Genomic DNA, 22,960 nt, shown 5'->3' with positions numbered 1-22,960 from the left:
GAAGGAGAAGGCGGCCAAGCGGCCGCCCGACTCCGTTCTCCGTCCGCAAGATCCGGTTATTCAGCCGTTCCCGTTCCGAAATCCGCAGCAACGATGAAGGAGGGTTTGCTCCTTGTTAGACGTCAACAATTTCGAGTTTATGAAAATCGGTTTGGCCTCCCCGGACAAAATCCGCTCGTGGTCGAGAGGCGAAGTGAAGAAGCCCGAGACGATCAACTATCGGACGCTCAAGCCGGAGAAGGAAGGCCTGTTCTGCGAGAAGATCTTCGGGCCGACCAAGGACTGGGAGTGCCATTGCGGCAAATATAAGCGCGTCCGCTACAAAGGCGTCGTGTGCGATCGCTGCGGCGTCGAAGTGACCCGCGCCAAGGTGCGCCGCGAACGGATGGGCCACATCGAGCTGGCCGCTCCGGTCTCGCACATCTGGTACTTCAAAGGCATTCCGAGCCGGATGGGCCTCGCCCTCGACATGTCCCCGCGTTCGCTCGAAGAGATTATCTACTTCGCGTCCTACGTGGTGACGGATCCGGGCGACACGCCGCTCGAGAAGAAGCAGCTGCTCTCCGAGAAGGAATACCGCAGCTACCGCGAGAAGTACGGCTATGCCTTCCAAGCGGGCATGGGCGCCGAAGCGGTCAAGAAGCTGCTGCAGGATATCGACCTCGACCGCGAGCTGGACGTGCTCAAGGAAGAGCTTCGCACGGCCCAAGGCCAACGCCGCAACCGCGCGATCAAGCGCCTCGAAGTCATCGAGTCGTTCCGCAATTCCGGCAACATGCCGGACTGGATGATCCTCGACGTGCTGCCGGTCATTCCGCCGGAGCTGCGTCCGATGGTTCAGCTCGACGGCGGACGCTTCGCGACGAGCGACTTGAACGACCTGTACCGCCGCGTCATCAACCGGAACAACCGTCTGAAGCGCCTGCTCGATCTGGGCGCGCCGGACATTATCGTACAGAACGAGAAGCGGATGCTTCAGGAAGCCGTCGACGCCCTGATCGACAACGGCCGCCGCGGCCGTCCGGTTACGGGTCCCGGCAACCGTCCGCTGAAGTCCCTCAGCCACATGCTGAAGGGCAAGCAAGGCCGCTTCCGCCAGAACCTGCTCGGGAAGCGCGTCGACTACTCCGGACGTTCCGTTATCGTCGTCGGGCCGAGCCTGAAGATGTATCAGTGCGGCCTGCCGAAGGAGATGGCTCTGGAGCTGTTCAAGCCCTTCGTCATGAAGGAGCTCGTTCAGAAGGGACTCGCCCATAACATCAAGAGCGCGAAGCGCAAGGTCGAACGCGTCAGCGCCGAAGTATGGGACGTTCTCGAGGACGTCATCAAGGAGCACCCGGTTCTGCTGAACCGCGCGCCTACGCTGCACAGACTCGGGATTCAGGCGTTCGAGCCGATCCTGGTCGAAGGCCGCGCCATCAAGCTGCACCCGCTCGTCTGTACGGCGTACAACGCCGACTTCGACGGCGACCAGATGGCCGTGCACGTTCCGCTCTCCTCCGAGGCTCAAGCGGAAGCCCGCCTGCTCATGCTCGCGTCGGGCAACATCTTGAACCCGAAGGACGGCAAGCCGGTCGTAACCCCGTCTCAGGACATGGTACTCGGCTGCTATTACCTGACGATGGACAACAAGGAAGCGAAGGGCTCCGGCCTGCGCCTGTCCGAAGTGAACGAAGCGGTGTCCGCTTACCAGCGCGGAGTGGCCGATCTTCACGCCCGCGTCGTCATTCCGGTCAAGGCTCTGAACAAGAAGTCCTTCACGGATAAGCAGCAGGACGCGCTGCTCATCACGACCATCGGCAAGATCATCTTCAACGAGATTTTCCCGGATACGTTCCCGTACATCAACGAGGCGACCAAGGACAATCTGCTGAAGGGCACGCCGGAGAAGTACTTCATCTACGACAAGGGCGCCGACATCGACGCGATCATGAAGGAAGTTCCGACGCCGGGCGCCGTTGGCAAGGAATACCTCGGTCAGATCATCGGCGAGTGCTTCAACCGTTACCATACGATGCAGACTTCGGTTATCCTCGACGATATCAAGCAGCTCGGGTTCACGTACTCGACGCGCGCCGGGATCACGGTCGCGGTAGCCGACGTTATGATCCCGCCGGAGAAGTTCGATATCCTGAAGAAGTCCGACGAGAGCGTCAAGACGATCACGACGCAATACCGCCGCGGCTTGATCACGGACGAAGAACGCTACGACCGCGTCATCGAGATCTGGTCGAAGACGAAGGACGAGATTACCGACGTCCTCATGAAGTCGATGGACCGCTACAACTCGATCATGCTCATGGTCGATTCCAAAGCGCGGGGCAACAAGTCGCAGATCACGCAGCTCGGCGGCATGCGGGGCCTGATGGCGACGCCGTCCGGCCGAATCTTCGAATTGCCGATCAAGTCGAACTTCCGCGAAGGCCTGACGGTCTTGGAGTACTTCATCTCCACCCACGGCGCGCGGAAAGGTCTGGCGGATACGGCTCTGCGGACCGCGGACTCGGGTTACCTGACCCGCCGTCTCGTCGACGTCGCTCAAGACGTCATCGTTCGCGAAGAAGACTGCGGCACCGACAAGGGCATCGTGGTCAGCCGGATCGAGGACGGCAAGGAGATCATCGAGGACCTGTACGACCGTATCGAAGGCCGCTACGCGTTCGAGACGGTTCGCCATCCGGAGACCGGCGAGATTATCGTCGGCCGCAACGACCTGATCGACTCCGTCAAGGCCGAACAGATCGTTCGCGCCGGTATCCAGAAGCTGCAGATCCGCTCCGTGCTTAGCTGCCGCGCCCGCCACGGCGTGTGCAAGATGTGCTACGGCCGCAACCTGGCGACGGGCAAGAAGGTCGAGATCGGCGAAGCCGTCGGCATCATCGCGGCCCAATCGATCGGCGAACCGGGTACCCAGCTGACGATGCGTACGTTCCACACCGGCGGCGTCGCCGGAGACGACATCACGCAAGGTCTTCCGCGGATCCAGGAGCTGTTCGAAGCCCGGAACCCGAAGGGGCAAGCGGTCATCTCCGAGATCGACGGCGTCGTCAAGGAGATTCGCGAGACGAAGGACCGCCGCGAGATCGAGGTTCAAGGCGATGCCGAGACCAAGGTTTACGCCGTCACGTACGGTTCGCGCATCCGCGTCTACGAAGGGCTCCAGATCGAAGCCGGCGACGAGCTGACCGACGGCTCCATCGACCCGAAGGAGATCCTCCGGATCAAGGGCGTCCGCGGCGTGCAGAACTACATTCTGCAGGAAGTTCAGCGCGTTTACCGGAACCAGGGCGTTGAGATCAACGACAAACACGTCGAGGTTATGATCAAGCAGATGCTTCGCAAGATCCGGATCGTCGATCCGGGCGACACGAAGCTGCTGCCGGGCTCGTTCGTCGACGTGCACGAATACGAAGCGGCCAACCGCGAAGCGATCATGGCGGACCAAGAGCCTGCCGTCGCTCGTCCGGTGCTGCTCGGGATTACGAAGGCTTCGCTCGAGACCGACTCCTTCTTGTCGGCCGCGTCCTTCCAAGAGACGACGCGCGTCCTGACCGATGCCGCCATCAAGGGCAAGGTCGACCGTCTGCTCGGCCTCAAGGAGAACGTCATTATCGGGAAGCTCATCCCGGCAGGAACGGGGATGTCCCGCTACCGCAACATCAAGGTCGTCTCGCCTCTGGATGAGCCGGAGGACGAAGCGGCCGATCTGGAAGCCGTCACGGTCGAGTAATCGCCGGGCTGACTTCCGATACCGCGTTTCGCGAAGAAGCGGTCCCTCTCGGGGGGCCGCTTTTTTCTTATGCTTTTCCTGTGCCCGCGACTGGCAGCCTTGATTCTCCAACCTCCGAACGCCTTCGCAAGTTAAAAAAAGCGACCTGCATGTTCGAAATCCACGACCGCGAGCTCGTAAGGCGAAAAATCAAACTTACCGCCTGCTTCATTCAACCTACGTACCTCCACACCACACCCATACACCACATCCCTACACCACACCCCTACACCACACCCCTACACCACATCCCTACACCATCCACCTACGCCGCCCCTCTACACCGCACTACCCACCTACTTCGGACTTCCATCACACGCATTCTCCTATCCACATCCGGACGCCGCACAAACCGCTCGCTAACGCCGCGCATCCCATATCCACATGTGAACTCCTTGGCCTGCCCCGCGCATTAACGCATTTTCCCTGTATCCACATGTGGGCAAACGTCTCGCGGCCGTACTCCATTAACGATCTGCGCCCCGAATTATTCACATCGCAAACCGTTTATCCCGCGAATCCGAGCCGCCAATCGAACGAACCGCCCGTCTATGCACATCGCTGTCCCCATTCCCCACAGCCGAATTGTGAATATCGGCCTCGCAAGCCGTTATTCACATGTGATTAACCGCGGCGTCCGACCCGGAGCTGCCGTCTCTCGGGGCGGCATCCGATATCCACAGGAGGATATCCGACAAAAAAATCAGCAACTTTAACCGCGTTAATCCTGTATTAATAAACAGCATCTATCATGGAGGAGCATGGACAATGCCGGATACGTCCGCCGCCGCGCCAAGAGCGCTTGTCGTCCTGAGCGGCGCATGCAAGCGATACGATAAACGGAACGTGCTCGAGAACGTGAATTTGGCCGTGCGCGAAGGCGAGCTGACGGCGATCGTCGGCTCCAACGGCTCGGGGAAAAGCACGCTGCTGAGGCTGCTGGCCGGAATCGCCGCCTTGTCCTCGGGGGAGAGGCGGCTGGCCGAGAGCCCGGAGCCGATCCGGATCGGCTACGCGCCGGACCGGCTGCCGAAGCTGCGATTCTCCGCGCGCGAATACCTCCGGTACATGGCCGCGATCGCCGGCTTGCCGGAAGAGAAGGCGGAGATCGCGATCGACCGGTACTTGACCCGGCTCGGACTCGCCCATACGGGGCCCCTTCAGATGAGGCATTTCTCCAAGGGGATGCTGCAGAAGGCGAATCTCATCCAAGCCGTTCTCGCGGAGCCGCGGCTGCTGCTGTTGGACGAGCCGTTCAGCGGTCTTGACGAGTCTACGCGGGAGGAGATGACGGGGCTGCTTCGGGAGCTCGCGGCCGGAGGGACGACGATCGTCGTCGCCAGCCACGACAGGGAGTGGGTGGACCGGCTGGCCGACCGCTGCGTCGCCATCGAGAACGGGCGGATCGGAAGCGACGAGACTTATCCGCGAGCGAGGCGCAGGGTGCGAGAAGTGACGGCCCGGATGCCGGGGATAAGGGAGGCGGATGCCGCCCCGCGGTCGGAAGGAGTCGTCGACTGCCGCACGGAGGGAGACGTCGTCCGGTACCGGGTGGAGGCCGAGCGCAGCGACGCGCTGCTCAAGGAGCTTCTCGAGGCCGGCGCGTCCATCCTCGAAGTGACCGAAGAGCGGACGGAGGCGAAGCCATGACGGCCCTGCTCCGCTACCTTTTCGTCTATTACGCTCGCTCTCATCGCTACCTGGCTCCGCTCCTGGCGTACGCGGGACCGATCTTGTTTATCTACTCCGAGGTCCCGAACCCGGTCATGGACAGCTACGCCTTCACCGCGATATGGACGTTCGTCATCGCCGCTTGGCTCTCGTACGGCTTCATCGACCTGGAGCACGAGGCGCAGCGGTTCGTCACGATCGTTCATTCGCGCAGCGTCGCCAAATACGAAGCGGCCAAATTCTCGCTGCTCGGAACGGTAACCGCCCTGCTGTCGATTCTAGCGGTCGCCTTTCCGATCCTATTCGACAAGTTCGACCGCGTCCCCGGCGCGCCCGAAGCCGGAATCGCCCTGCTGGCGCATCTCTTGCTGGCCTGGCTCGGGATCGCCTGCGCCGCCTTCTTCACGGAGCGCTGGGCGGCGAGCCGCTCGCTTGCCCTGTTGGGGCTGCTGCTCGTGCTTGCGATATCGGTCGGGGGAAAAGGATTGGAGGAGAAGCTTCCGGAAACTCTTCGGATCGCGATGTGGCTCGTGCCGCCGGTCTTCCGGATCTCGGACATGCTCGTCCGCTTCGGAGAGGTGCCGGCGGGGAGAATCGCCTTGCTTCTCGGCTACTCGGCGCTCTATTTGGCGGCTCTCGTCGCGGCGTATATACGCCGGTCGAGCCGACGTCTTTTCTAAGAGATCCTTTCTTGACACTGCCCGGTCCAGGTGATAAGATATCCTAGTGTGTGCCCGACGTGCTGAATTTTATGCGGCTCGGAGGTCGAAGTCCATGGATTTGAACGGACGAATACAGCCGGGAAGCGTGAAGGTCGGTACGAAGCAGACGACCAAGATGGTGGAGCAAGGCAAGGCCACGATGGTCTATGTGGCGCAAGATGCAGATTCCCGCCTGGTGAGCCGTATCGTGCAATTGTGCAGGCAACATAACGTTGAAGTCACGTTCGTCGATACGATGCGAAGCCTGGGCAAGGCGTGCGGAATTGACGTCGGCACGGCCGCGGCCGCTGTCGTAGAGGAATAGAGATTACGGGTTCTAGCCGTTTTCTTCGAAGAAGGAATCGGTCAGACCCTTTCGCATTTCTCAAAATGAACCGCCTGGATCTGTGGGCTTCGCTCTTCACGGACCGGATGCCTGTTGACTCATTATGTTTAACTCTTTGGGAAGGGGGTGGCAACATGCCAACAATCAACCAGCTCGTACGTAAAGGACGCGAACCGAAGGTGGTCAAATCGAAATCCCCTGCTCTGCAGAAGGGCTTCAACGCCTTGAAGCGCGTCGAGACCGATCTGAGCGCGCCGCAGAAGCGCGGCGTATGCACTCGCGTAGGCACGATGACGCCGAAGAAGCCGAACTCCGCGCTTCGCAAATACGCGCGGGTACGTCTGACGAACCGCGTAGAGGTGACGGCTTACATTCCGGGTATCGGTCACAACCTGCAGGAGCACAGCGTCGTGTTGATCCGCGGCGGCCGGGTTAAAGACCTTCCGGGTGTCCGTTATCACATCGTTCGCGGCGCTCTGGATACCGCAGGCGTCAACAACCGCAAGCAAGCTCGTTCCAAGTACGGCACGAAGCGCGCCAAAGCGAAAAAATAAGCCCTAATGCCCGTATAGGCTAGGCTTGGTACAACAAGAATGAGAAAGGAGGATATATCGATGCCACGTAAAGGACCAGTGCCGAAGCGGGACGTTCTCCCGGATCCGGTATACAACAGCAAGCTGGTTACTCGTCTCGTCAACCGGATCATGATCGACGGGAAGAAAGGCGTTGCCCAGCAGCTGCTGTACAACGCGTTCGACCTGATTCGCGAACGTTCCGGCAAAGATCCCATGGAAGTATTCGAAGCGGCTATCAAGAACATCATGCCGGTGCTCGAAGTCAAAGCCCGCCGCGTAGGTGGCGCCAACTACCAAGTTCCGATCGAAGTCAAGCCGGAGCGCCGTACGTCCCTTGGACTGCGTTGGTTGGTGAACTACTCCCGCAACCGCGGCGAGAAGACGATGGAAGAGCGTCTTGCAGCCGAGATTCTGGATGCTTCCAACAACACGGGTGCAGCAGTCAAGAAGCGCGAAGACACGCACAAGATGGCAGAAGCCAACAAAGCATTCGCCCACTACCGTTGGTAATTCCACGGAGTCACGGAAGCGAAAGGAGACAAATGAATGGCTAGGGAGTTCTCCTTACAGAATACGCGCAATATCGGCATCATGGCGCATATTGACGCGGGTAAGACGACGACTACCGAGCGGATTCTGTTCTACACCGGACGCGTTCATAAGATCGGCGAAGTGCACGAAGGCGCCGCTACGATGGACTGGATGGAACAAGAACAAGAGCGCGGCATCACGATTACGTCCGCCGCGACGACCGCCCAGTGGAAGGGTCACCGCATCAATATTATCGACACTCCGGGTCACGTTGACTTTACGGTAGAAGTCGAGCGCTCCCTGCGCGTATTGGACGGAGCCGTAGGCGTATTCAGCGCCAAGGAAGGCGTCGAACCGCAGTCCGAGACGGTATGGCGCCAAGCCGACCGTTACGGCGTACCGCGGATCGCTTACGTCAACAAGATGGACATCATTGGCGCGGACTTCCTGCAGGTCGTACAAGACATGCGCGATCGTCTGCAAGCCAATGCCGTCGCGATCCAACTGCCGATCGGCGCCGAGAACGACTTCAAGGGCATGATCGACCTGATCGAACGGGTCGCTTATGTCTACCAAGACGATCTGGGCAAAGAACCGGTCAAATCCGAAATTCCCGCGGATCTCGCCGACAAGGTCGAAGAGCTGCGTATGGAATTGGTAGAGAAGGTAGCCGAGCTTGACGAAGAGCTGATGATGAAGTACCTCGAAGGCGAAGAGCTGACGGTGGAAGAGATCAAGAAGGCTCTCCGCAAGGGCGTCGTGGAAGTGAAGATCTTCCCGGTCGTCTGCGGTTCCTCCTATCGCAACAAAGGCGTTCAGCCGATGCTGGACGCGGTCGTCGACTACCTGCCGGCTCCGGTTGACGTTCCGGACATCAAGGGTACCCTTGAAGACGGAACCGAGACGACCCGCAAGTCGGGCGACGATCAGCCGTTCGCCGCTCTGGCGTTCAAGATCATGACCGACCCTTACGTCGGCAAGCTGACGTTCTTCCGCGTGTACTCCGGCGTTCTGAACTCCGGTTCGTACGTCATCAACGCGACGAAGAACAAGCGCGAGCGCATCGGCCGTATTCTGCAGATGCACGCGAACAGCCGTCAAGAGATCAGCGAAGTTTACGCCGGCGATATCGCCGCGGCCGTCGGTCTGAAGGACACGACGACGGGCGACACGCTGTGCGACGAGAAGAATCCGGTTATCCTCGAATCGATGAACTTCCCTGAGCCGGTTATCGAGCTTGCCGTCGAGCCGAAGACGAAGGCCGACCAAGACAAGATGGGTATCGCTCTGCAGAAGCTCGCCGAAGAGGATCCGACCTTCCGCGCTCGTACCGACGAAGAGACCGGTCAGACGATCATCGCCGGCATGGGCGAGCTTCACCTCGAGATTCTGGTTGACCGCATGCTTCGCGAATTCAAGGTCGAGACGAACGTCGGCAAGCCGCAAGTCGCTTACCGCGAGACGTTCCGTCAAGCAGCGAAGGTCGAAGGCAAGTTCGTGCGTCAGTCCGGCGGACGCGGTCAATACGGCCACGTCTGGATCGAGTTCGAACCGCTCGAGCCGGGTTCCGGCTTCGTGTTCGAGAACAAGGTCGTCGGCGGCGTCGTGCCGCGCGAATATATCGCGCCTACGCAAGCCGGTATCGAAGAAGCGATGAAGAACGGCGTTCTTGCCGGCTTCCCGCTGGTGGACATCAAGGCCACCATCTTCGACGGATCGTACCATGACGTCGACTCCAACGAGATGGCGTTTAAGATCGCGGGCTCCATGGCGCTCAAGGCAGCGAAGGACAAGTGTAACCCGGTGCTGCTCGAGCCGATCATGAAGGTCGAAGTTACCGTTCCGGAAGAATATATGGGCGACGTCATGGGCATGATCAGCTCCCGTCGCGGACGCATCGAAGGAAGCGACACGCGACACGGCGCCGTCATCGTTCGTGCGAAGGTGCCGCTGGCTGAGATGTTCGGCTACTCGACCGTTCTTCGTTCCGGTACGCAAGGACGCGGCGTGTTCTCCATGGAACTGTCGCACTACGAAGAAGTGCCGAGATCGATCCAAGAAGAGATCATCTCCAAGAGTAAAGGCGCTTAATAAGCTTTGGATTCGGACGGGCCAGGGGACGCGCCAAGCGCCTCTCCTCCCGGCCACCCCATAAATTCCTTTTTCCCAATAAGGAGGAGACAATTCAATGGCAAAGGCTAAGTTCGAACGTACGAAACCGCACGTTAACATCGGCACGATCGGTCACGTCGACCATGGCAAAACGACCCTGACGGCTGCTATCACGACCGTTCTGGCTACCAAATACGGCGGCGCTGCCGTAGCGTTCGACCAAATCGACAAGGCTCCGGAAGAGCGCGAGCGCGGGATTACGATCTCCACCGCTCACGTTGAATACGAGACCCCGAACCGTCACTATGCGCACGTTGACTGCCCGGGACACGCCGACTACGTTAAGAACATGATCACCGGCGCTGCTCAGATGGACGGCGCGATCCTGGTCGTATCCGCAGCTGACGGCCCGATGCCGCAAACGCGCGAGCACATCCTGCTCTCCCGCCAAGTAGGCGTTCCTTACATCGTTGTATTCCTGAACAAGTGCGACATGGTTGAAGACGAAGAGCTCCTCGAGCTGGTTGAGATGGAAGTTCGCGACCTTCTGAACGAGTACGAGTTCCCGGGCGACGACACTCCGATCATCCGCGGCGCTGCGCGTCCGGCTCTGGAGAACCCGAACGGCCCGTGGGCAGACAAGATCGTCGAGCTGTTCGAGCAAGTCGATACTTACATCCCGACGCCTGAGCGCGACGTATCCAAGCCGTTCCTGATGCCGGTCGAGGACGTATTCACGATCACGGGTCGCGGTACGGTTGCTACGGGCCGCGTTGAGCGCGGTACGATCAAGATCGGCGACGAAATCGAGATCATCGGTCTGCACGAAGAGACCAAGAAGTCCGTCGTTACCGGCGTTGAAATGTTCCGCAAGCTGCTTGACTCCGCTCAAGCCGGCGACAACATCGGCGCCCTGCTTCGCGGCGTTGACCGTAAGGAAATCGAGCGCGGCCAAGTTCTGGCTAAGCCGGCTTCCGTTAAGCCGCACACGAACTTCACGGCTCAAATCTACGTCCTGACCAAAGAAGAAGGCGGCCGTCATAAGCCTTTCTTCACGGGCTACCGTCCGCAGTTCTACTTCCGCACGACGGACGTTACGGGCATCATCAACCTGCCGGAAGGCACCGAGATGGTTATGCCTGGCGACAACATCACCGTTACGGTTGAACTGATCGCTCCGATCGCTGTTGAAGAAGGAACTCGCTTCTCCATCCGCGAAGGCGGCCGTACGGTCGGCGCTGGCGCCGTCGCTACGATCCAGAAGTAATATCGCTTCGCATAGAAGGCCTTCCCGGACTCGTTCCGCGGAAGGCCTTCTCTTGTGTAGGCGCCTTAATTAATGGGCGTCCCGGCGGTTAAGGCATGACAAAGGCGCGCAAGCTATGCGATGGCATAACTGCGCGCCGATTCGACGAGCGCTAGGGTTCTCTCCGAGGTTGCTCGCTCTACTGCTGACCTTCGGTATGCTTCGGCTCCGGATATTCCTCGCCCAGCGTATCCACCGTAACCTTCTTCATAACCGGAGGCTTCGTCGGACGGTCGCTGGCGTCCCTCTCCAGGTTCACGATATCGTCCGCGACGTTCATTCCTTCGATGACTTGCCCGAAGGCGGCGTATTGCCCATCGAGATGAGGGGCGTCCGCTACCATGAGGAAGAACTGGGAGCCGGCCGAATCCGGATCTTGAGCCCGGGCCATCGACAGGATGCCGCGAGTGTGCTTCAGATTGTTCGTAAAGCCATTGGCCGCGAACTCGCCCGGAATGCTGTAGCCGGGACCGCCCATGCCCGTCCCCTCCGGATCGCCTCCCTGAATCATGAAGCCCGGAATGACGCGATGGAAGATCGTCCCGTCGTAGAAGCCCTTCTTCACGAGGGAGATGAAGTTGTTCACCGTGTTCGGCGCCACCTCCGGGTACAGCTCGGCCTTGATCGTCTTGCCGTTGTCCATCTCGATCGTCACGACCGGATGCTTGGCCGTCGGATCGATCCCGGAAGGCGTCTCCGACGGGCTCGCGGAAGGCGAGGCCGCGGGCGCGCTGGGCGAAGCGGCGTTCCCGGCTTCCGGCTTCTTGCCGCACGAGGAGAAGATCAGCGTCGACGCCACCGCTACAAGCAGCAGGCCGAACAGCTTCGTTCGTGGTCTCATTCGTTAGCGTTCCCCCTTGTCCGTTATCCATCAAGAATCATAGCATACCAATAGGCGGAAAATCCAACGGGAATCGCGCTCCAGCGGGGAGAATGGAGGCGCATTCGAGCGAATCTCGTCGAGTTTCTTCTATTATATATAGCCAACTCGAACGGACAACTTCGATAACCGGCGGTCCATGAAAATCCTTATGAAAATCGAGAAATTTTTGTTGCTTTTGAATGGGCCGATCGCTATAATAGTGAATGTTGGTCTGTGACTGTGCGATGATGCGGGAGGTTGCCGACACACCCGGCCCCTTTGCCATAGAGGGGCGTCAGGATGTCGTACGGGGTATTCTCGCGGAGTATGTCCGATTCCAAAATTGGACGAATGAAGGAGGGAATTCTATGGCAAAGCAAAAAATCCGTATCCGTCTCAAAGCCTACGATCACCGTATCCTGGATCAATCCGCGGAGAAGATCGTAGAGACGGCTAAGCGCACGGGCGCCGGCGTATCCGGTCCGATCCCGCTGCCGACCGAGAAGCAGGTCATCACGATCCTGCGCGCGGTTCACAAGTACAAGGATTCGCGTGAGCAATTCGAGATGCGCACGCACAAGCGCTTGATTGACATCGTCAATCCTACGCCGCAAACGGTAGACGCGCTGATGCGCCTTGACCTGCCGTCCGGCGTCGACATCGAGATCAAGCTCTAATAACGCAAGACAGTTACGAACAATGTGAATAACGGAAGGAAAAGAGGTGTCAACATGAAAGGAATCTTGGGACGTAAGATCGGAATGACTCAAGTGTTCGCCGCCGACGGCAGCGTCGTGCCGGTAACCGTAGTTGAAGCCACTCCGAACGTCGTACTGCAGGTCAAGACGGCCGACAACGACGGATACGAAGCTGTCCAGCTGGGCTTCGCCGACAAGCGCGAGAAGCTCGCGACCAAGCCGGCGATCGGACATGCCAAAAAAGCCAACACTGGCCCCAAGCGCTTCATTCGCGAAATCAGCGGTTCGCAAGGCCTCGAAGTAGGCGGCGAAGTCAAAGTTGACGTATTTGCTGAGGGAGAGTTTGTTGACGTTACGGGGATTTCCAAAGGTAAGGGGACGGCTGGCGCCATCAAGCGTTGGGGCTTCCAACGCGGCAAGATGACCCACGGTTCGAAGTACCACCGCGGCAACGGTTCGCTCGCTACGATTCGCGACGCCAACCGCGTGCCGAAGGGCAAGAAGATGCACGGCCGCCTCGGCAGCGAGACGATCACGGTTCAGAACCTCGAAGTCGTCAAGGTCGACGTCGAGCGCAACGTTCTGCTGATCAAGGGCTCCGTACCGGGCGCTCGCAACAGCTACCTCAAAATCCGCTCGTCGGTGAAGAAATAATCATTAATGCTTTTGGAAAGGAGGACCACTCATGCCTAAAGTGAATGTATACAACGTCAGCGGCAGCCAAGTAGGCGAGATCGAATTGGCGGAAGGCGTATTCGGCGTAACTCCGAATACCCACGTTCTGCACAGCGCGGTCGTTCTGCAACAGGCTTCCGTACGTCAAGGCACGCACAAAACGAAAGGCCGTTCCGAAGTTCGCGGCGGCGGCCGCAAACCGTGGAAACAAAAAGGCACCGGCCGCGCCCGTCAAGGCTCGATCCGTTCGCCTCAATGGAAGGGCGGCGGTACGGTATTCGGACCGACTCCGCGCAGCTACGGCTTCAAGCTTCCTCGTAAAGTTCGCCGTCTGGCGATCAAGTCGGCTCTGTCCAGCAAGGTTATCGGGGGCGAGATCATCGTTCTGGATCAACTGGCTCTGGCCGCGCCGAAGACGAAGGAGTTCGCGAAGATTCTGGGCAACCTCAAGGTCGAGCGCAAGGCGCTGGTCGTAACGGCCGACTACGAGGACAACGTAGCCCTCTCCGCGCGCAACATCCCGGGAGTGAAGTTCGTCTCCGCAACGGGAATCAACGTGCTCGACATCATGGTGCATGACAAGCTCATTATCACCAAGGATGCGGTCGCCAAAGTCGAGGAGGTGTTCGCGTAATGAAAAACCCTCGCGATGTGATCAAGCGTCCGGTCATTACCGAGCGCACGAGCGAATTCGTCGAACAACTGAAATACGTGTTCGAAGTCGATATCAAAGCCAACAAAACGGAAATCAAGCAAGCGATCGAGCAGATCTTCAAAGTGAAGGTCGCCAGCGTCAACACGCTGCGCATGCCGGCTAAGCCGCGCCGCTACGGACGCCACTCCGGCTACACTTCGGAATGGAAGAAAGCGATCGTCCAGCTGGCCGAAGGCAGCAAGCCGCTCGAATTCTTCGAAGCATCGGTCTAACAAGTCTGTGAAGTAAGGAGGGAAATTCAGTGGCAGTCAAAAAGTTCAAACCGACATCGCCTAGCCGTCGTCAAATGACGGTCTCCACGTTCGAAGAAGTCACGACGTCGACGCCGGAGAAATCGTTGCTGGCTCCTCTGCCGAAGCGCGGCGGACGCAACCATCAAGGCAAAATCACGGTTCGTCACCAAGGTGGCGGCCATAAGCGCAAATACCGGATCATCGACTTCAAGCGCAACAAGGACGGCGTTCCCGGACGCGTAGCCTCGATCGAGTACGATCCGAACCGGACCTCTTACATCGCTCTGATCAACTACCTGGACGGAGAGAAGCGCTACATCGTCGCTCCTAAGGGTCTGAAGGTCGGAGACGAGATCGTATCCGGACCGGAAGCCGACATCAAGGTGGGCAATGCCCTTCCGCTGGAGAACATCCCGGTCGGTACGCTGATCCACAACATCGAGCTGAAGCCGGGCAAGGGCGGCCAATTGGTTCGCGCGGCCGGTACCGAAGCGCAGCTGCTCGGCAAGGAAGAGACTTACGTCACGATTCGCCTGGCATCCGGCGAGATCCGCAAGGTTCTGAAGCAATGCCGCGCGACGATCGGTTCCGTAGGCAACCAAGACCACGAGCTGATCAACGTCGGTAAAGCCGGACGTTCCCGCAACATGGGCAAGCGCCCAGTCGTTCGCGGCGTCGTCATGAACCCGGTCGATCACCCGCACGGCGGTGGCGAAGGCCGCGCGCCTATCGGACGCAAGTCGCCTATGTCCCCTTGGGGCAAGCCGACGCTCGGTTACAAAACCCGCAAGAAAAAGAAAGCTTCCAGCCAATATATTGTCCGCCGTCGCAAGTAAGGCTCGCGATAACGGCCAACCCCCAATTCGGGTTGAAGGGAGGATTATACCATGGGTCGCAGCTTGAAGAAGGGACCTTTCGTAGACGACTACCTGCTGAAGAAAGTAGACGTTCTGAACGAGTCCAACAAGAAAGTCGTTATCAAAACGTGGTCCCGCCGTTCGACGATTTTCCCGCAGTTCGTCGGCCATACGTTCGCCGTATACGACGGCCGCAAGCATGTTCCGGTCTACGTGACGGAAGACATGGTCGGTCATAAGCTCGGGGAATTCGCTCCTACGCGCACGTTCAAAGGACACACCGACGACGATAAGAAAACGGGCAGAAGATAAATCGGGCGGCCGGGCAACCGGCTCGCGTAACGTAGGGAAGGAGGTACATCGATGGCACAAGAAGCGAAAGCCGTTGCGAGCTACATTCGCATTCCGGCCCGCAAAGTCCGACTGGTCGTTGACCTGATCCGCGGCAAGAAGGTTGGCGAAGCGATCGCCATTCTGCGCCACACTCCGCGTTCGGCTTCCCCGATCCTGGAGAAGCTCTTGAACTCTGCTGTGGCCAACGCTGAACATAACTACCAACTGGACGTCAACAAGCTGGTCATCAGCCAAGCTTACGTCAATGAAGGTCCGACTCTGAAACGATTCCAACCTCGTTCGCAGGGGCGCGCGTTCAGCATCTTCAAGCGGACCAGCCACATTACGCTGGTCGTATCCGAAAAATAAGGAGGGACAACGTGTGGGTCAAAAGGTAAATCCGGTCGGTCTTCGCATCGGCATTATCCGCGATTGGGAATCCAAATGGTATGCCGACAAAGATTTTGGTTCTCTCCTGATGGAAGACGTCAAAATCCGCGAATTCCTCAAAAATAAACTGAAAGACGCAGCGGTATCGCGCTTCGAGATCGAGCGCGCAGCCAACCGCGTCAACGTCACGATCCATACCGCTAAGCCGGGTATGGTCATCGGCAAGGGCGGCGCCGAAGTGGAAGTCATCCGCGGCGAGCTGACCAAGCTGACGAACGGCAAGAAGGTACACATCAACATCTCCGAGATCAAGAATCCGGAATTGGACGCTATTCTCGTGGCCGAGAGCATCGCTCAACAGCTGGAGCGCCGCATCGCGTTCCGCCGCGCCATGAAGCAATCGATCCAACGCACCCTGCGCGCTGGCGCCAAGGGTATCAAAACGTCGGTTAGCGGACGCCTGGGCGGCGCCGAGATCGCACGTACGGAAGGCTACAGCGAAGGTACGGTTCCGCTGCACACGCTGCGCGCGGACATCGACTACGGAACCGCTGAAGCTCATACCACGTACGGACGCATCGGCGTCAAAGTGTGGATCTACCGCGGCGAAGTCCTTCCGGCGAAGAAGAAGAAAGCAGCTCAGGAAGGAGGCAACTAAACCATGTTGGTCCCTAAGCGCGTCAAACACCGCAAGCAGCATCGCGGCAAGATGAAAGGCCAAGCCAAGGGCGGCACCACGGTTAGCTTCGGCGAATACGGCCTTCAAGCCCAAGAGCCTTCTTGGGTAACGAACCGCCAGATCGAAGCCGCTCGTATCGCGATGACCCGCTACATCAAGCGGGGCGGTAAAGTATGGATCAAGATTTTCCCGTCCAAGCCGATCACCCAGAAGCCTCTCGAAGTCCGGATGGGTAGCGGTAAAGGTAACGTAGAGAAGTGGGTTGCCGTCGTCAAACCGGGCAAGATCCTGTTTGAACTGGCGGGCGTACCCGAGGAAGTCGCACGTGAAGCGATGCGTCTTGCGGCTCACAAGCTGCCGATCAAGACGAAGTTTGTCAAGCGTGAAGAACTGGGTGGTGAAGCGAATGAAGGGCAGTGAGTTCCGGAACTTGACGTCCGTCGAGATCGAACAGAAGGTCGCCGGCTTCAAGGAAGAACTGTTTAACCTCCGTTTCCAACTGGCCACCGGCCAACTGGACAACCCGCACCGCATCAGCGAGCTGCGCAAAGAGATTGCCCGGGCCAAAACCATTTTGCGCGAGCGTGAACTCGGCATCGGCTAACACCCGAACATAAACCCCGAACACCGCTTCCGGGAAGGAGGATTTCAATGAGCGACCGCAACAACCGCAAGGTGCAGATCGGTAAAGTCGTCTCCGACAAGATGGACAAAACGATCGTGGTAGCCGTCGAGACGTACAAGAAGCACAGCCTGTACCACAAGCGCATCAAATACACGAAGAAGTTCAAGGCTCACGACGAGAACAACGAAGCGAAGATCGGCGACACCGTGAAGATCATGGAGACCCGTCCGCTGTCGAAGGACAAGAACTGGCGCCTTGTCGAAATCACCGAGAAAGCCGTTATTCTGTAACGCAATCTCAGCTGTCACTGAAAGGAGGACCCAGCGATGATTCAACCGTTTACGAGATTGGCCGTAGCCGACAACTCGGGCGCGAAGGAACTGATGTGCATCCGCGTGCTTGGCGGCACGGGACGCCGCGTAGGCCACATCGGCGACCTGATCGTTGCTTCCGTCAAACAAGCAACGCCAGGGGGCGTTGTCAAGAAGGGCGACGTCGTGAAGTGCGTCATCGTCCGTACGAAGCGTGCGGTACGCCGCAAGGACGGTTCCTATATCGCGTTCGACGAGAACGCGGCCGTTATCGTTAAGGAAGACAAGAGCCCGCGCGGAACCCGTATCTTCGGACCGGTAGCCCGCGAGCTGCGCGAACGTGATTTCATGAAAATCATTTCTCTGGCGCCGGAAGTTCTGTAAGCCGGCTGATGTCCATGGAGAACCACTCAAGGAGGTGTACCCATGCCCCGTTTGAAAAAAGTGCTCGAATCGCACAACAACAAGCTGCACGTGAAGAAGGACGATAACGTCATCGTCATCTCCGGCAAGGATAAAGGCAAGAAGGGTCGCGTCATCGCCGCTTACCCGCGCGAGAACCGCGTTCTCGTCGAAGGCGTCAACCTGGTGAAGAAGCATACCCGCCCGAACGCGAACAACCCGCAAGGCGGCATCGTCGAGCAAGAAGCTCCGATCCATGCTTCCAACGTCATGCACGTCGATCCGAAGACCGGCAAGGCGACTCGTATCGGCTACAAAGTTCTGGAGAACGGCAAGAAGGTTCGGATCGCGAAGAAATCCGGCCAAGAGATCGACTAATCGCAGTCAAGACGGAAAGGAGGTCACTGTGACAAATGGCAGCAAGAATGAAAGAACGTTTCCTCAATGAGATCACTCCTGCTCTGATGCAGAAGTTCAGCTACAAATCGGTCATGCAAGTGCCGAAGATCGAGAAAGTTGTCATTAACATGGGCGTAGGCGACGCGGTTCAAAACTCCAAGGTTCTGGACTCCGCCGTCGAAGATCTGCAGAAGATCGCCGGCCAGAAGCCGGTCATCACCCGCGCGAAGAAGTCCATCGCAGGCTTCCGCCTCCGCGAGAACGCTCCGATCGGCGCGAAGGTCACGCTGCGCGGCGACCGCATGTACTACTTCCTCGACAAGCTGTTCAACATTTCGCTTCCGCGCGTTCGCGACTTCCGCGGCGTCTCCAGCAAGGCGTTCGACGGTCGCGGCAACTACACGCTCGGCTTGAAGGAACAACTGATCTTCCCCGAGATCGAGTACGACAAGGTCGACAAGATCCGCGGGATGGATATCGTTATCGTAACGACCGCTAATACGGACGAAGAAGCGCGCGAACTGCTGACCCAACTGGGCATGCCTTTCGCGAAGTGACGTCGCCCACCTGGCCATGAGCCAAGGGACCCTTTGGGAGGTGTGAAAGCAAGTGGCAAAAACGTCGATGAAAATCAAGCAACAGCGCCCGCCGAAGTTTCAAGTCCGTGCTTACACGCGGTGCGAGCGTTGCGGACGTCCGCATTCCGTGCTGCAGAAGTTCAAGATTTGCCGGATTTGTTTCCGTGAGTTGGCATACAAAGGCCAGATTCCTGGCGTTAAAAAAGCGAGCTGGTAATCAGCCTAGTTCGGGAAGGAGGTTTACCCCATGGTTATGTCTGATCCCATTGCAGATATGCTGACGCGCATTCGCAACGCGAACCTGGTGCGCCACGAGACGGTGGAATTGCCCGCGTCCAAAGTGAAGAAGCAAATCGCCGAAATCCTCAAGCGCGAAGGCTTCATCCGCGACGCCGAATACGTAGAGGACAACAAGCAAGGGCTGATCCGTATTTTCCTCAAGTACGGACCGAACAACGAGCGCGTTATTACGGGCCTGAAGCGCATTAGCAAGCCGGGCCTGCGCGTATACACGAAGTCGAACGAAGTTCCGCGCGTTCTGGGCGGCCTCGGCATCGCGATCATCTCGACATCCAAAGGCATCGTCACCGACAAGGAAGCCCGTCAAGGCAAATCCGGCGGCGAAGTTCTTTGCTACGTTTGGTAATTCAACCCGCACAAGTTAGGAGGTGTACCCATGTCCCGTATCGGACGTAAACCGATCCAGGTGCCTAACGGCGTGGACGTGAACCTGGACAACAATACGATTACCGTCAAAGGACCGAAAGGAACTTTGACGCGCGAACTGCACAAAGACATGAAGGTAACGGTCGAGTCGAACGTGATCACGATCGAGCGTCCTTCCGATCAGAAGCTGCATCGCTCGCTGCACGGCACGACCCGCAGCGTCGTCGCCAACATGGTCAACGGCGTAACCGAAGGTTACTCCAAGAACCTCGAGCTTGTCGGCGTCGGTTACCGCGCCAGCAAGTCCGGCGAGAAGCTCGTTCTGAACGTCGGCTACTCCCATCCGGTCGAATTCGTGCCGGAGAAGGGCGTCGAGTTCGAAGTTCCGGCTCAGAACAGGATCATCGTCAAGGGCATCGACAAGGAAGCCGTCGGCGCCATCGCGGCCAAGGTGCGCGAAGTTCGTCCGCCGGAGCCTTACAAAGGCAAGGGCATCAAGTACGAAGGCGAGCGCATCATCCGCAAGGAAGGCAAGGCCGGCAAGAAGAAATAATGAAACGAAGTTGCGGGTGGCCTAAAGCTGCCCAGATGCAACCGTTAAGGAGCGTGTCTTAGATGATTACCAAAGGCGATAAGAACAAAGCCCGTCTGAAGCGTCACCTCCGCGTGCGCAAGAAAATCAGCGGAACGAACGAGCGTCCGCGCTTGTCCGTGTTCCGTTCCTCGAAGCATATCTACGCTCAATTGATCGACGACGTGAAGGGCGTAACGATCGCCTCCGCTTCGACGGTCGATAAAGAGCTCGCATCGGAAATCAAGAACGGCGGCAACGTCGAGTCCGCTCGCAAGGTTGGCGAGCTGATCGCGAAGCGCGCCAAAGCCAAAGGCTACGAGAGCGTCGTGTTCGACCGCGGCGGCTACTTGTACCACGGCCGTATTCAAGCTCTGGCGGACGCGGCTCGCGAAGCCGGACTGCAGTTCTAAACCAAATTTTCGACACAAGGAGGGTAAACGACTTGCGTGTAGATCCGAATACGTTGGAACTCACTGAAAAAATGGTCCAGATCAACCGCGTTGCCAAAGTCGTCAAAGGCGGACGCCGCTTCAGCTTCAGCGCGCTCGTCGTTGTCGGCGACGGCAAGGGCTGGGTTGGCGCCGGGATCGGCAAAGCCGGGGAAGTTCCGGAAGCGATCCGCAAAGGCGTCGAGGACGCGAAGAAAAATCTGATTTACGTACCGCTGGTTGGCACGACGATTCCGCACGCCGTTACGGGACAGTTCGGCGCCGGCAAAGTGCTGCTGAAACCGGCATCGGAAGGTACGGGCGTTATCGCGGGCGGCCCTGTCCGCGCGGTGCTCGAACTGGCCGGAGTCGGCGACATTTTGACGAAATCGCTCGGATCCTCCAACTCCATCAACATGGTTAATGCGACGTTGGAAGGACTCTCCCGGCTGAAACGCGCCGAAGACGTGGCGAAGCTCCGCGGCAAAACCGTGGAAGAGCTGTTAGGTTAAGGAGGGGAAATCGATGGCTAAACTGCAAATCACCCTCAAACGCAGCCTGATTGGACGTCCGCAGGATCAACGCGCGACGGTTCAATCGCTGGGCCTCACGAAAGTGAACTCCAGCGTCGTCAAGGAAGACAACGTGGCCATTCGCGGCATGGTGAACCATGTCAGCCACCTGGTCGAAGTCAAAGAAGTCTAATCCGATTTCGAAGATAGAACCGCAATTGCAAATCACTCAAGGAGGTGCGACGAACGATGAAATTGCATGAACTTTCTCCTGCTGAAGGGTCCAAGTTCAGCCGCAAGCGCGTCGGTCGCGGCATCGGCAGCGGTATGGGCAAGACGTCCACCCGCGGTCACAAAGGTCAAAACGCCCGTTCCGGCGGCGGAGTTCGTCCCGGATTCGAAGGCGGCCAGAATCCTCTGTACCGTCGACTGCCGAAACGCGGCTTCAACAACGATCGCTTCGCGACTGAATACGCGATCGTAAACCTGGATCAACTGAACGGATTTGAAGCTGGCACGGAAGTAACCCCGGAGCTTCTGCTCTCCCAAGGGATTCTCAAGAACCCGAAAGACGGCATCAAGATCCTCGGGAACGGCGAACTGAGCGTACAGCTGACTGTCAAGGCTCACAAGTTTTCGCAATCCGCAGTAGCAAAAATCCAGGCCGCCGGCGGTAAAACCGAGGTGATCTAATGTTTGCGACCGTCTCCAACATTTGGAAAGTAGAGGACCTTCGCAAGAGGATCCTGTTCACCCTTTTCATCTTGCTTGTCTATCGCGTAGGTTCTTTCATTCCGGTTCCGAACATCGACAAGACCGTGCTCGAAGCCGCCAACCAACAGGGCAACGAGCTGTTCGGCCTGCTGAACACGTTCTCCGGGGGCGCCTTGTTCCAATTCTCGATCTTCGCCCTCGGGATCATGCCTTACATCACGGCATCGATCATCGTGCAGCTGCTGTCGATGGACGTCATCCCGAAGTTCTCGGAATGGCAGAAGGAAGGCGAGAACGGCAAGCGGAAGCTGGCGCAAGTCACACGGTACGGGACGGTCGTTCTAGGGCTGATTCAAGCCTTCGCAACCGCGATTGGCTTCAACCGGATCTATAATAGCAAGATGGTGCTTGATCCGACGGCGGCAACCTACATCATGATCGCCATCGTGTTGACCGCGGGTACGGCTTTCTTGATGTGGCTCGGCGAGCAAATCAACGAGAAAGGCATCGGCAACGGGATCTCGATCCTGATGTTCGCGGCCATCGTCTCTCGGATTCCGCAATACGCTCAAGACATCTACAGAGATCAGTTCGCGAACAACGAAGGCCAGATTTTCTGGAGCATCCTGAAAGTCTTGATCATCGTGGTCGTGATCCTCGTGATCATCGTAGGCGTCATCTTCATCCAGCAAGGGATTCGCAAGATTCCGGTCCAATACGCGAAGCGCGTCGTCGGACAGAAGATGTACGGCGGACAATCGACGCACATTCCTCTCAAGGTCAATGGCGCCGGCGTTATCCCGGTTATCTTCGCTTCCTCGCTGCTGATGTTCCCGATTACGATCGCCCAATTCTGGGCGGGACACACTTGGGCTAACTGGATTATCAGCCATCTGTACTACGACAAACCGCTCGGTATGGTCCTGTACATCCTGCTGATCGTCGGATTCACCTTCTTCTACACGTTCGTTCAGTTCAACCCTCAACAGTTGGCGGACAACATGAAGAAAAACGGCGGATACATTCCGGGCATTCGTCCGGGCAAGCCGACGGCCGGTTACCTGATGCGCGTCATTACCCGCATTACGCTCGCTGGCGCCATATTCCTCGCGGTCATCTCGATTCTGCCGGTTGCCTTCGGGTCGGCGTTCGGGCTCCCGAGAACGGTACAGCTGGGCGGCACCTCGCTTCTCATCGTCGTAGGCGTCGCGCTGGAGACGATGAAGCAAGTGGAGAGCCAATTGATCAAACGCCACTACAAAGGGTTTATCAATAAGTAAGTCGCCTTGGGAGGTACG

At 58.2% G+C, this 22,960-nt stretch carries 31 protein-coding genes; 30 read left to right on the top strand and 1 reads right to left on the bottom strand.

Features of this window, described 5'->3' with window-relative positions; translation table 11 throughout:
• The first annotated feature begins 112 nt into the window (after nt 1-112).
• The 8 genes from rpoC to tuf all read left to right on the top strand — a co-directional run bounded on the left by rpoC (nt 113) and on the right by tuf (nt 10,972).
• The gene (gene rpoC / locus H7B90_RS21555; protein ID WP_185137965.1) at nt 113-3,730 is read left to right on the top strand and encodes a DNA-directed RNA polymerase subunit beta'; all 3,618 of its coding nucleotides are present in this window, start codon (nt 113-115) and stop codon (nt 3,728-3,730) included.
• Between the two features lie 807 nt (nt 3,731-4,537).
• On the top strand, nt 4,538-5,419 hold the full coding sequence (locus tag H7B90_RS21550; protein ID WP_185137964.1) for an ABC transporter ATP-binding protein: 882 nt from the start codon (nt 4,538-4,540) through the stop codon (nt 5,417-5,419).
• Entirely contained in the window at nt 5,416-6,120 is a 705-nt protein-coding gene (locus H7B90_RS21545; protein WP_185137963.1) for a hypothetical protein, read from the top strand. Before H7B90_RS21550 ends, H7B90_RS21545 begins: the two co-directional genes overlap by 4 nt.
• A gap of 100 nt (nt 6,121-6,220) precedes the next feature.
• Complete coding sequence (locus tag H7B90_RS21540) at nt 6,221-6,466, top strand: ribosomal L7Ae/L30e/S12e/Gadd45 family protein (protein WP_376701743.1); 246 nt, start codon at nt 6,221-6,223, stop codon at nt 6,464-6,466.
• 155 nt (nt 6,467-6,621) lie between these two features.
• Nucleotides 6,622-7,041: a 30S ribosomal protein S12 gene (gene rpsL, locus H7B90_RS21535; protein ID WP_136370199.1), complete on the top strand. Its 420-nt coding sequence runs from the start codon at nt 6,622-6,624 to the stop codon at nt 7,039-7,041.
• A gap of 60 nt (nt 7,042-7,101) precedes the next feature.
• Nucleotides 7,102-7,572 (top strand): 30S ribosomal protein S7, encoded by a 471-nt coding sequence (gene rpsG, locus H7B90_RS21530; protein WP_185137961.1) that lies wholly within the window; start codon nt 7,102-7,104, stop codon nt 7,570-7,572.
• A gap of 36 nt (nt 7,573-7,608) precedes the next feature.
• Nucleotides 7,609-9,684, top strand: coding sequence for an elongation factor G (fusA, locus tag H7B90_RS21525; RefSeq protein ID WP_185137960.1), 2,076 nt, complete (start codon nt 7,609-7,611; stop codon nt 9,682-9,684).
• 97 nt (nt 9,685-9,781) lie between these two features.
• Nucleotides 9,782-10,972, top strand: coding sequence for an elongation factor Tu (gene tuf, locus H7B90_RS21520; protein WP_185137959.1), 1,191 nt, complete (start codon nt 9,782-9,784; stop codon nt 10,970-10,972).
• Between the two features lie 178 nt (nt 10,973-11,150).
• Here the strand turns inward: tuf and H7B90_RS21515 are convergent, their stop codons facing one another.
• Nucleotides 11,151-11,852, bottom strand: a complete 702-nt coding sequence (locus H7B90_RS21515; protein WP_185137958.1) for a peptidylprolyl isomerase — start codon at nt 11,850-11,852, stop codon at nt 11,151-11,153.
• A gap of 389 nt (nt 11,853-12,241) precedes the next feature.
• Between H7B90_RS21515 and rpsJ the strand changes: the two genes are divergently transcribed.
• The 22 genes from rpsJ to secY all read left to right on the top strand — a co-directional run bounded on the left by rpsJ (nt 12,242) and on the right by secY (nt 22,942).
• Nucleotides 12,242-12,550 (top strand): 30S ribosomal protein S10, encoded by a 309-nt coding sequence (rpsJ, locus tag H7B90_RS21510; protein WP_027092000.1) that lies wholly within the window; start codon nt 12,242-12,244, stop codon nt 12,548-12,550.
• Between the two features lie 54 nt (nt 12,551-12,604).
• Nucleotides 12,605-13,225 carry a 50S ribosomal protein L3 gene (gene rplC / locus H7B90_RS21505; protein ID WP_185137957.1) on the top strand — a complete coding sequence of 207 codons (621 nt, stop codon included), beginning with the start codon at nt 12,605-12,607 and terminating at the stop codon, nt 13,223-13,225.
• A gap of 31 nt (nt 13,226-13,256) precedes the next feature.
• Nucleotides 13,257-13,880 (top strand): 50S ribosomal protein L4, encoded by a 624-nt coding sequence (gene rplD, locus H7B90_RS21500; RefSeq protein WP_185137956.1) that lies wholly within the window; start codon nt 13,257-13,259, stop codon nt 13,878-13,880.
• Nucleotides 13,880-14,173: a 50S ribosomal protein L23 gene (rplW, locus tag H7B90_RS21495; protein ID WP_185137955.1), complete on the top strand. Its 294-nt coding sequence runs from the start codon at nt 13,880-13,882 to the stop codon at nt 14,171-14,173. The genes rplD and rplW overlap by 1 nt, the downstream gene beginning before the upstream one ends.
• A gap of 29 nt (nt 14,174-14,202) precedes the next feature.
• A complete protein-coding gene (rplB, locus tag H7B90_RS21490) occupies nt 14,203-15,030 on the top strand; it encodes a 50S ribosomal protein L2 (protein WP_185137954.1) in 828 nt (275 codons plus the stop codon).
• A 51-nt stretch (nt 15,031-15,081) separates the two neighbouring features.
• Nucleotides 15,082-15,363 (top strand): 30S ribosomal protein S19, encoded by a 282-nt coding sequence (gene rpsS / locus H7B90_RS21485; protein ID WP_185137953.1) that lies wholly within the window; start codon nt 15,082-15,084, stop codon nt 15,361-15,363.
• A gap of 51 nt (nt 15,364-15,414) precedes the next feature.
• The gene (rplV, locus tag H7B90_RS21480) at nt 15,415-15,753 is read left to right on the top strand and encodes a 50S ribosomal protein L22 (protein WP_185137952.1); all 339 of its coding nucleotides are present in this window, start codon (nt 15,415-15,417) and stop codon (nt 15,751-15,753) included.
• A 13-nt stretch (nt 15,754-15,766) separates the two neighbouring features.
• Nucleotides 15,767-16,432, top strand: a complete 666-nt coding sequence (rpsC, locus tag H7B90_RS21475) for a 30S ribosomal protein S3 (RefSeq protein ID WP_185137951.1) — start codon at nt 15,767-15,769, stop codon at nt 16,430-16,432.
• 3 nt (nt 16,433-16,435) lie between these two features.
• A complete protein-coding gene (rplP, locus tag H7B90_RS21470) occupies nt 16,436-16,873 on the top strand; it encodes a 50S ribosomal protein L16 (RefSeq protein WP_185137950.1) in 438 nt (145 codons plus the stop codon).
• Complete coding sequence (gene rpmC, locus H7B90_RS21465) at nt 16,860-17,057, top strand: 50S ribosomal protein L29 (RefSeq protein ID WP_126961576.1); 198 nt, start codon at nt 16,860-16,862, stop codon at nt 17,055-17,057. The genes rplP and rpmC overlap by 14 nt, the downstream gene beginning before the upstream one ends.
• Nucleotides 17,058-17,104: 47 nt before the next feature.
• Nucleotides 17,105-17,368, top strand: coding sequence for a 30S ribosomal protein S17 (gene rpsQ / locus H7B90_RS21460; RefSeq protein ID WP_027091990.1), 264 nt, complete (start codon nt 17,105-17,107; stop codon nt 17,366-17,368).
• Between the two features lie 36 nt (nt 17,369-17,404).
• On the top strand, nt 17,405-17,773 hold the full coding sequence (gene rplN / locus H7B90_RS21455) for a 50S ribosomal protein L14 (protein WP_185137949.1): 369 nt from the start codon (nt 17,405-17,407) through the stop codon (nt 17,771-17,773).
• Between the two features lie 42 nt (nt 17,774-17,815).
• The gene (gene rplX, locus H7B90_RS21450; RefSeq protein ID WP_212961678.1) at nt 17,816-18,169 is read left to right on the top strand and encodes a 50S ribosomal protein L24; all 354 of its coding nucleotides are present in this window, start codon (nt 17,816-17,818) and stop codon (nt 18,167-18,169) included.
• A 35-nt stretch (nt 18,170-18,204) separates the two neighbouring features.
• Nucleotides 18,205-18,747: a 50S ribosomal protein L5 gene (rplE, locus tag H7B90_RS21445; protein WP_185137948.1), complete on the top strand. Its 543-nt coding sequence runs from the start codon at nt 18,205-18,207 to the stop codon at nt 18,745-18,747.
• A 52-nt stretch (nt 18,748-18,799) separates the two neighbouring features.
• A complete protein-coding gene (locus H7B90_RS21440; protein ID WP_090117903.1) occupies nt 18,800-18,985 on the top strand; it encodes a type Z 30S ribosomal protein S14 in 186 nt (61 codons plus the stop codon).
• Between the two features lie 30 nt (nt 18,986-19,015).
• Entirely contained in the window at nt 19,016-19,414 is a 399-nt protein-coding gene (rpsH, locus tag H7B90_RS21435) for a 30S ribosomal protein S8 (RefSeq protein ID WP_185137947.1), read from the top strand.
• Between the two features lie 30 nt (nt 19,415-19,444).
• Nucleotides 19,445-19,987 (top strand): 50S ribosomal protein L6, encoded by a 543-nt coding sequence (gene rplF / locus H7B90_RS21430; RefSeq protein ID WP_185137946.1) that lies wholly within the window; start codon nt 19,445-19,447, stop codon nt 19,985-19,987.
• A gap of 62 nt (nt 19,988-20,049) precedes the next feature.
• A complete protein-coding gene (gene rplR / locus H7B90_RS21425; RefSeq protein WP_185137945.1) occupies nt 20,050-20,418 on the top strand; it encodes a 50S ribosomal protein L18 in 369 nt (122 codons plus the stop codon).
• A gap of 32 nt (nt 20,419-20,450) precedes the next feature.
• Nucleotides 20,451-20,948, top strand: a complete 498-nt coding sequence (gene rpsE / locus H7B90_RS21420) for a 30S ribosomal protein S5 (protein ID WP_185137944.1) — start codon at nt 20,451-20,453, stop codon at nt 20,946-20,948.
• Nucleotides 20,949-20,961: 13 nt separating this feature from the next.
• Complete coding sequence (gene rpmD, locus H7B90_RS21415; protein ID WP_185137943.1) at nt 20,962-21,141, top strand: 50S ribosomal protein L30; 180 nt, start codon at nt 20,962-20,964, stop codon at nt 21,139-21,141.
• A 56-nt stretch (nt 21,142-21,197) separates the two neighbouring features.
• A complete protein-coding gene (rplO, locus tag H7B90_RS21410) occupies nt 21,198-21,641 on the top strand; it encodes a 50S ribosomal protein L15 (protein WP_185137942.1) in 444 nt (147 codons plus the stop codon).
• Nucleotides 21,641-22,942, top strand: a complete 1,302-nt coding sequence (gene secY / locus H7B90_RS21405) for a preprotein translocase subunit SecY (protein WP_185137941.1) — start codon at nt 21,641-21,643, stop codon at nt 22,940-22,942. The genes rplO and secY overlap by 1 nt, the downstream gene beginning before the upstream one ends.
• Nucleotides 22,943-22,960 lie beyond the last annotated feature (18 nt).

Source organism: Cohnella xylanilytica, assembly GCF_014212175.1.
GTDB lineage: Bacteria > Bacillota > Bacilli > Paenibacillales > Paenibacillaceae > Cohnella > Cohnella xylanilytica.
This window is presented reverse-complemented; position numbering and strand designations above follow the sequence as displayed.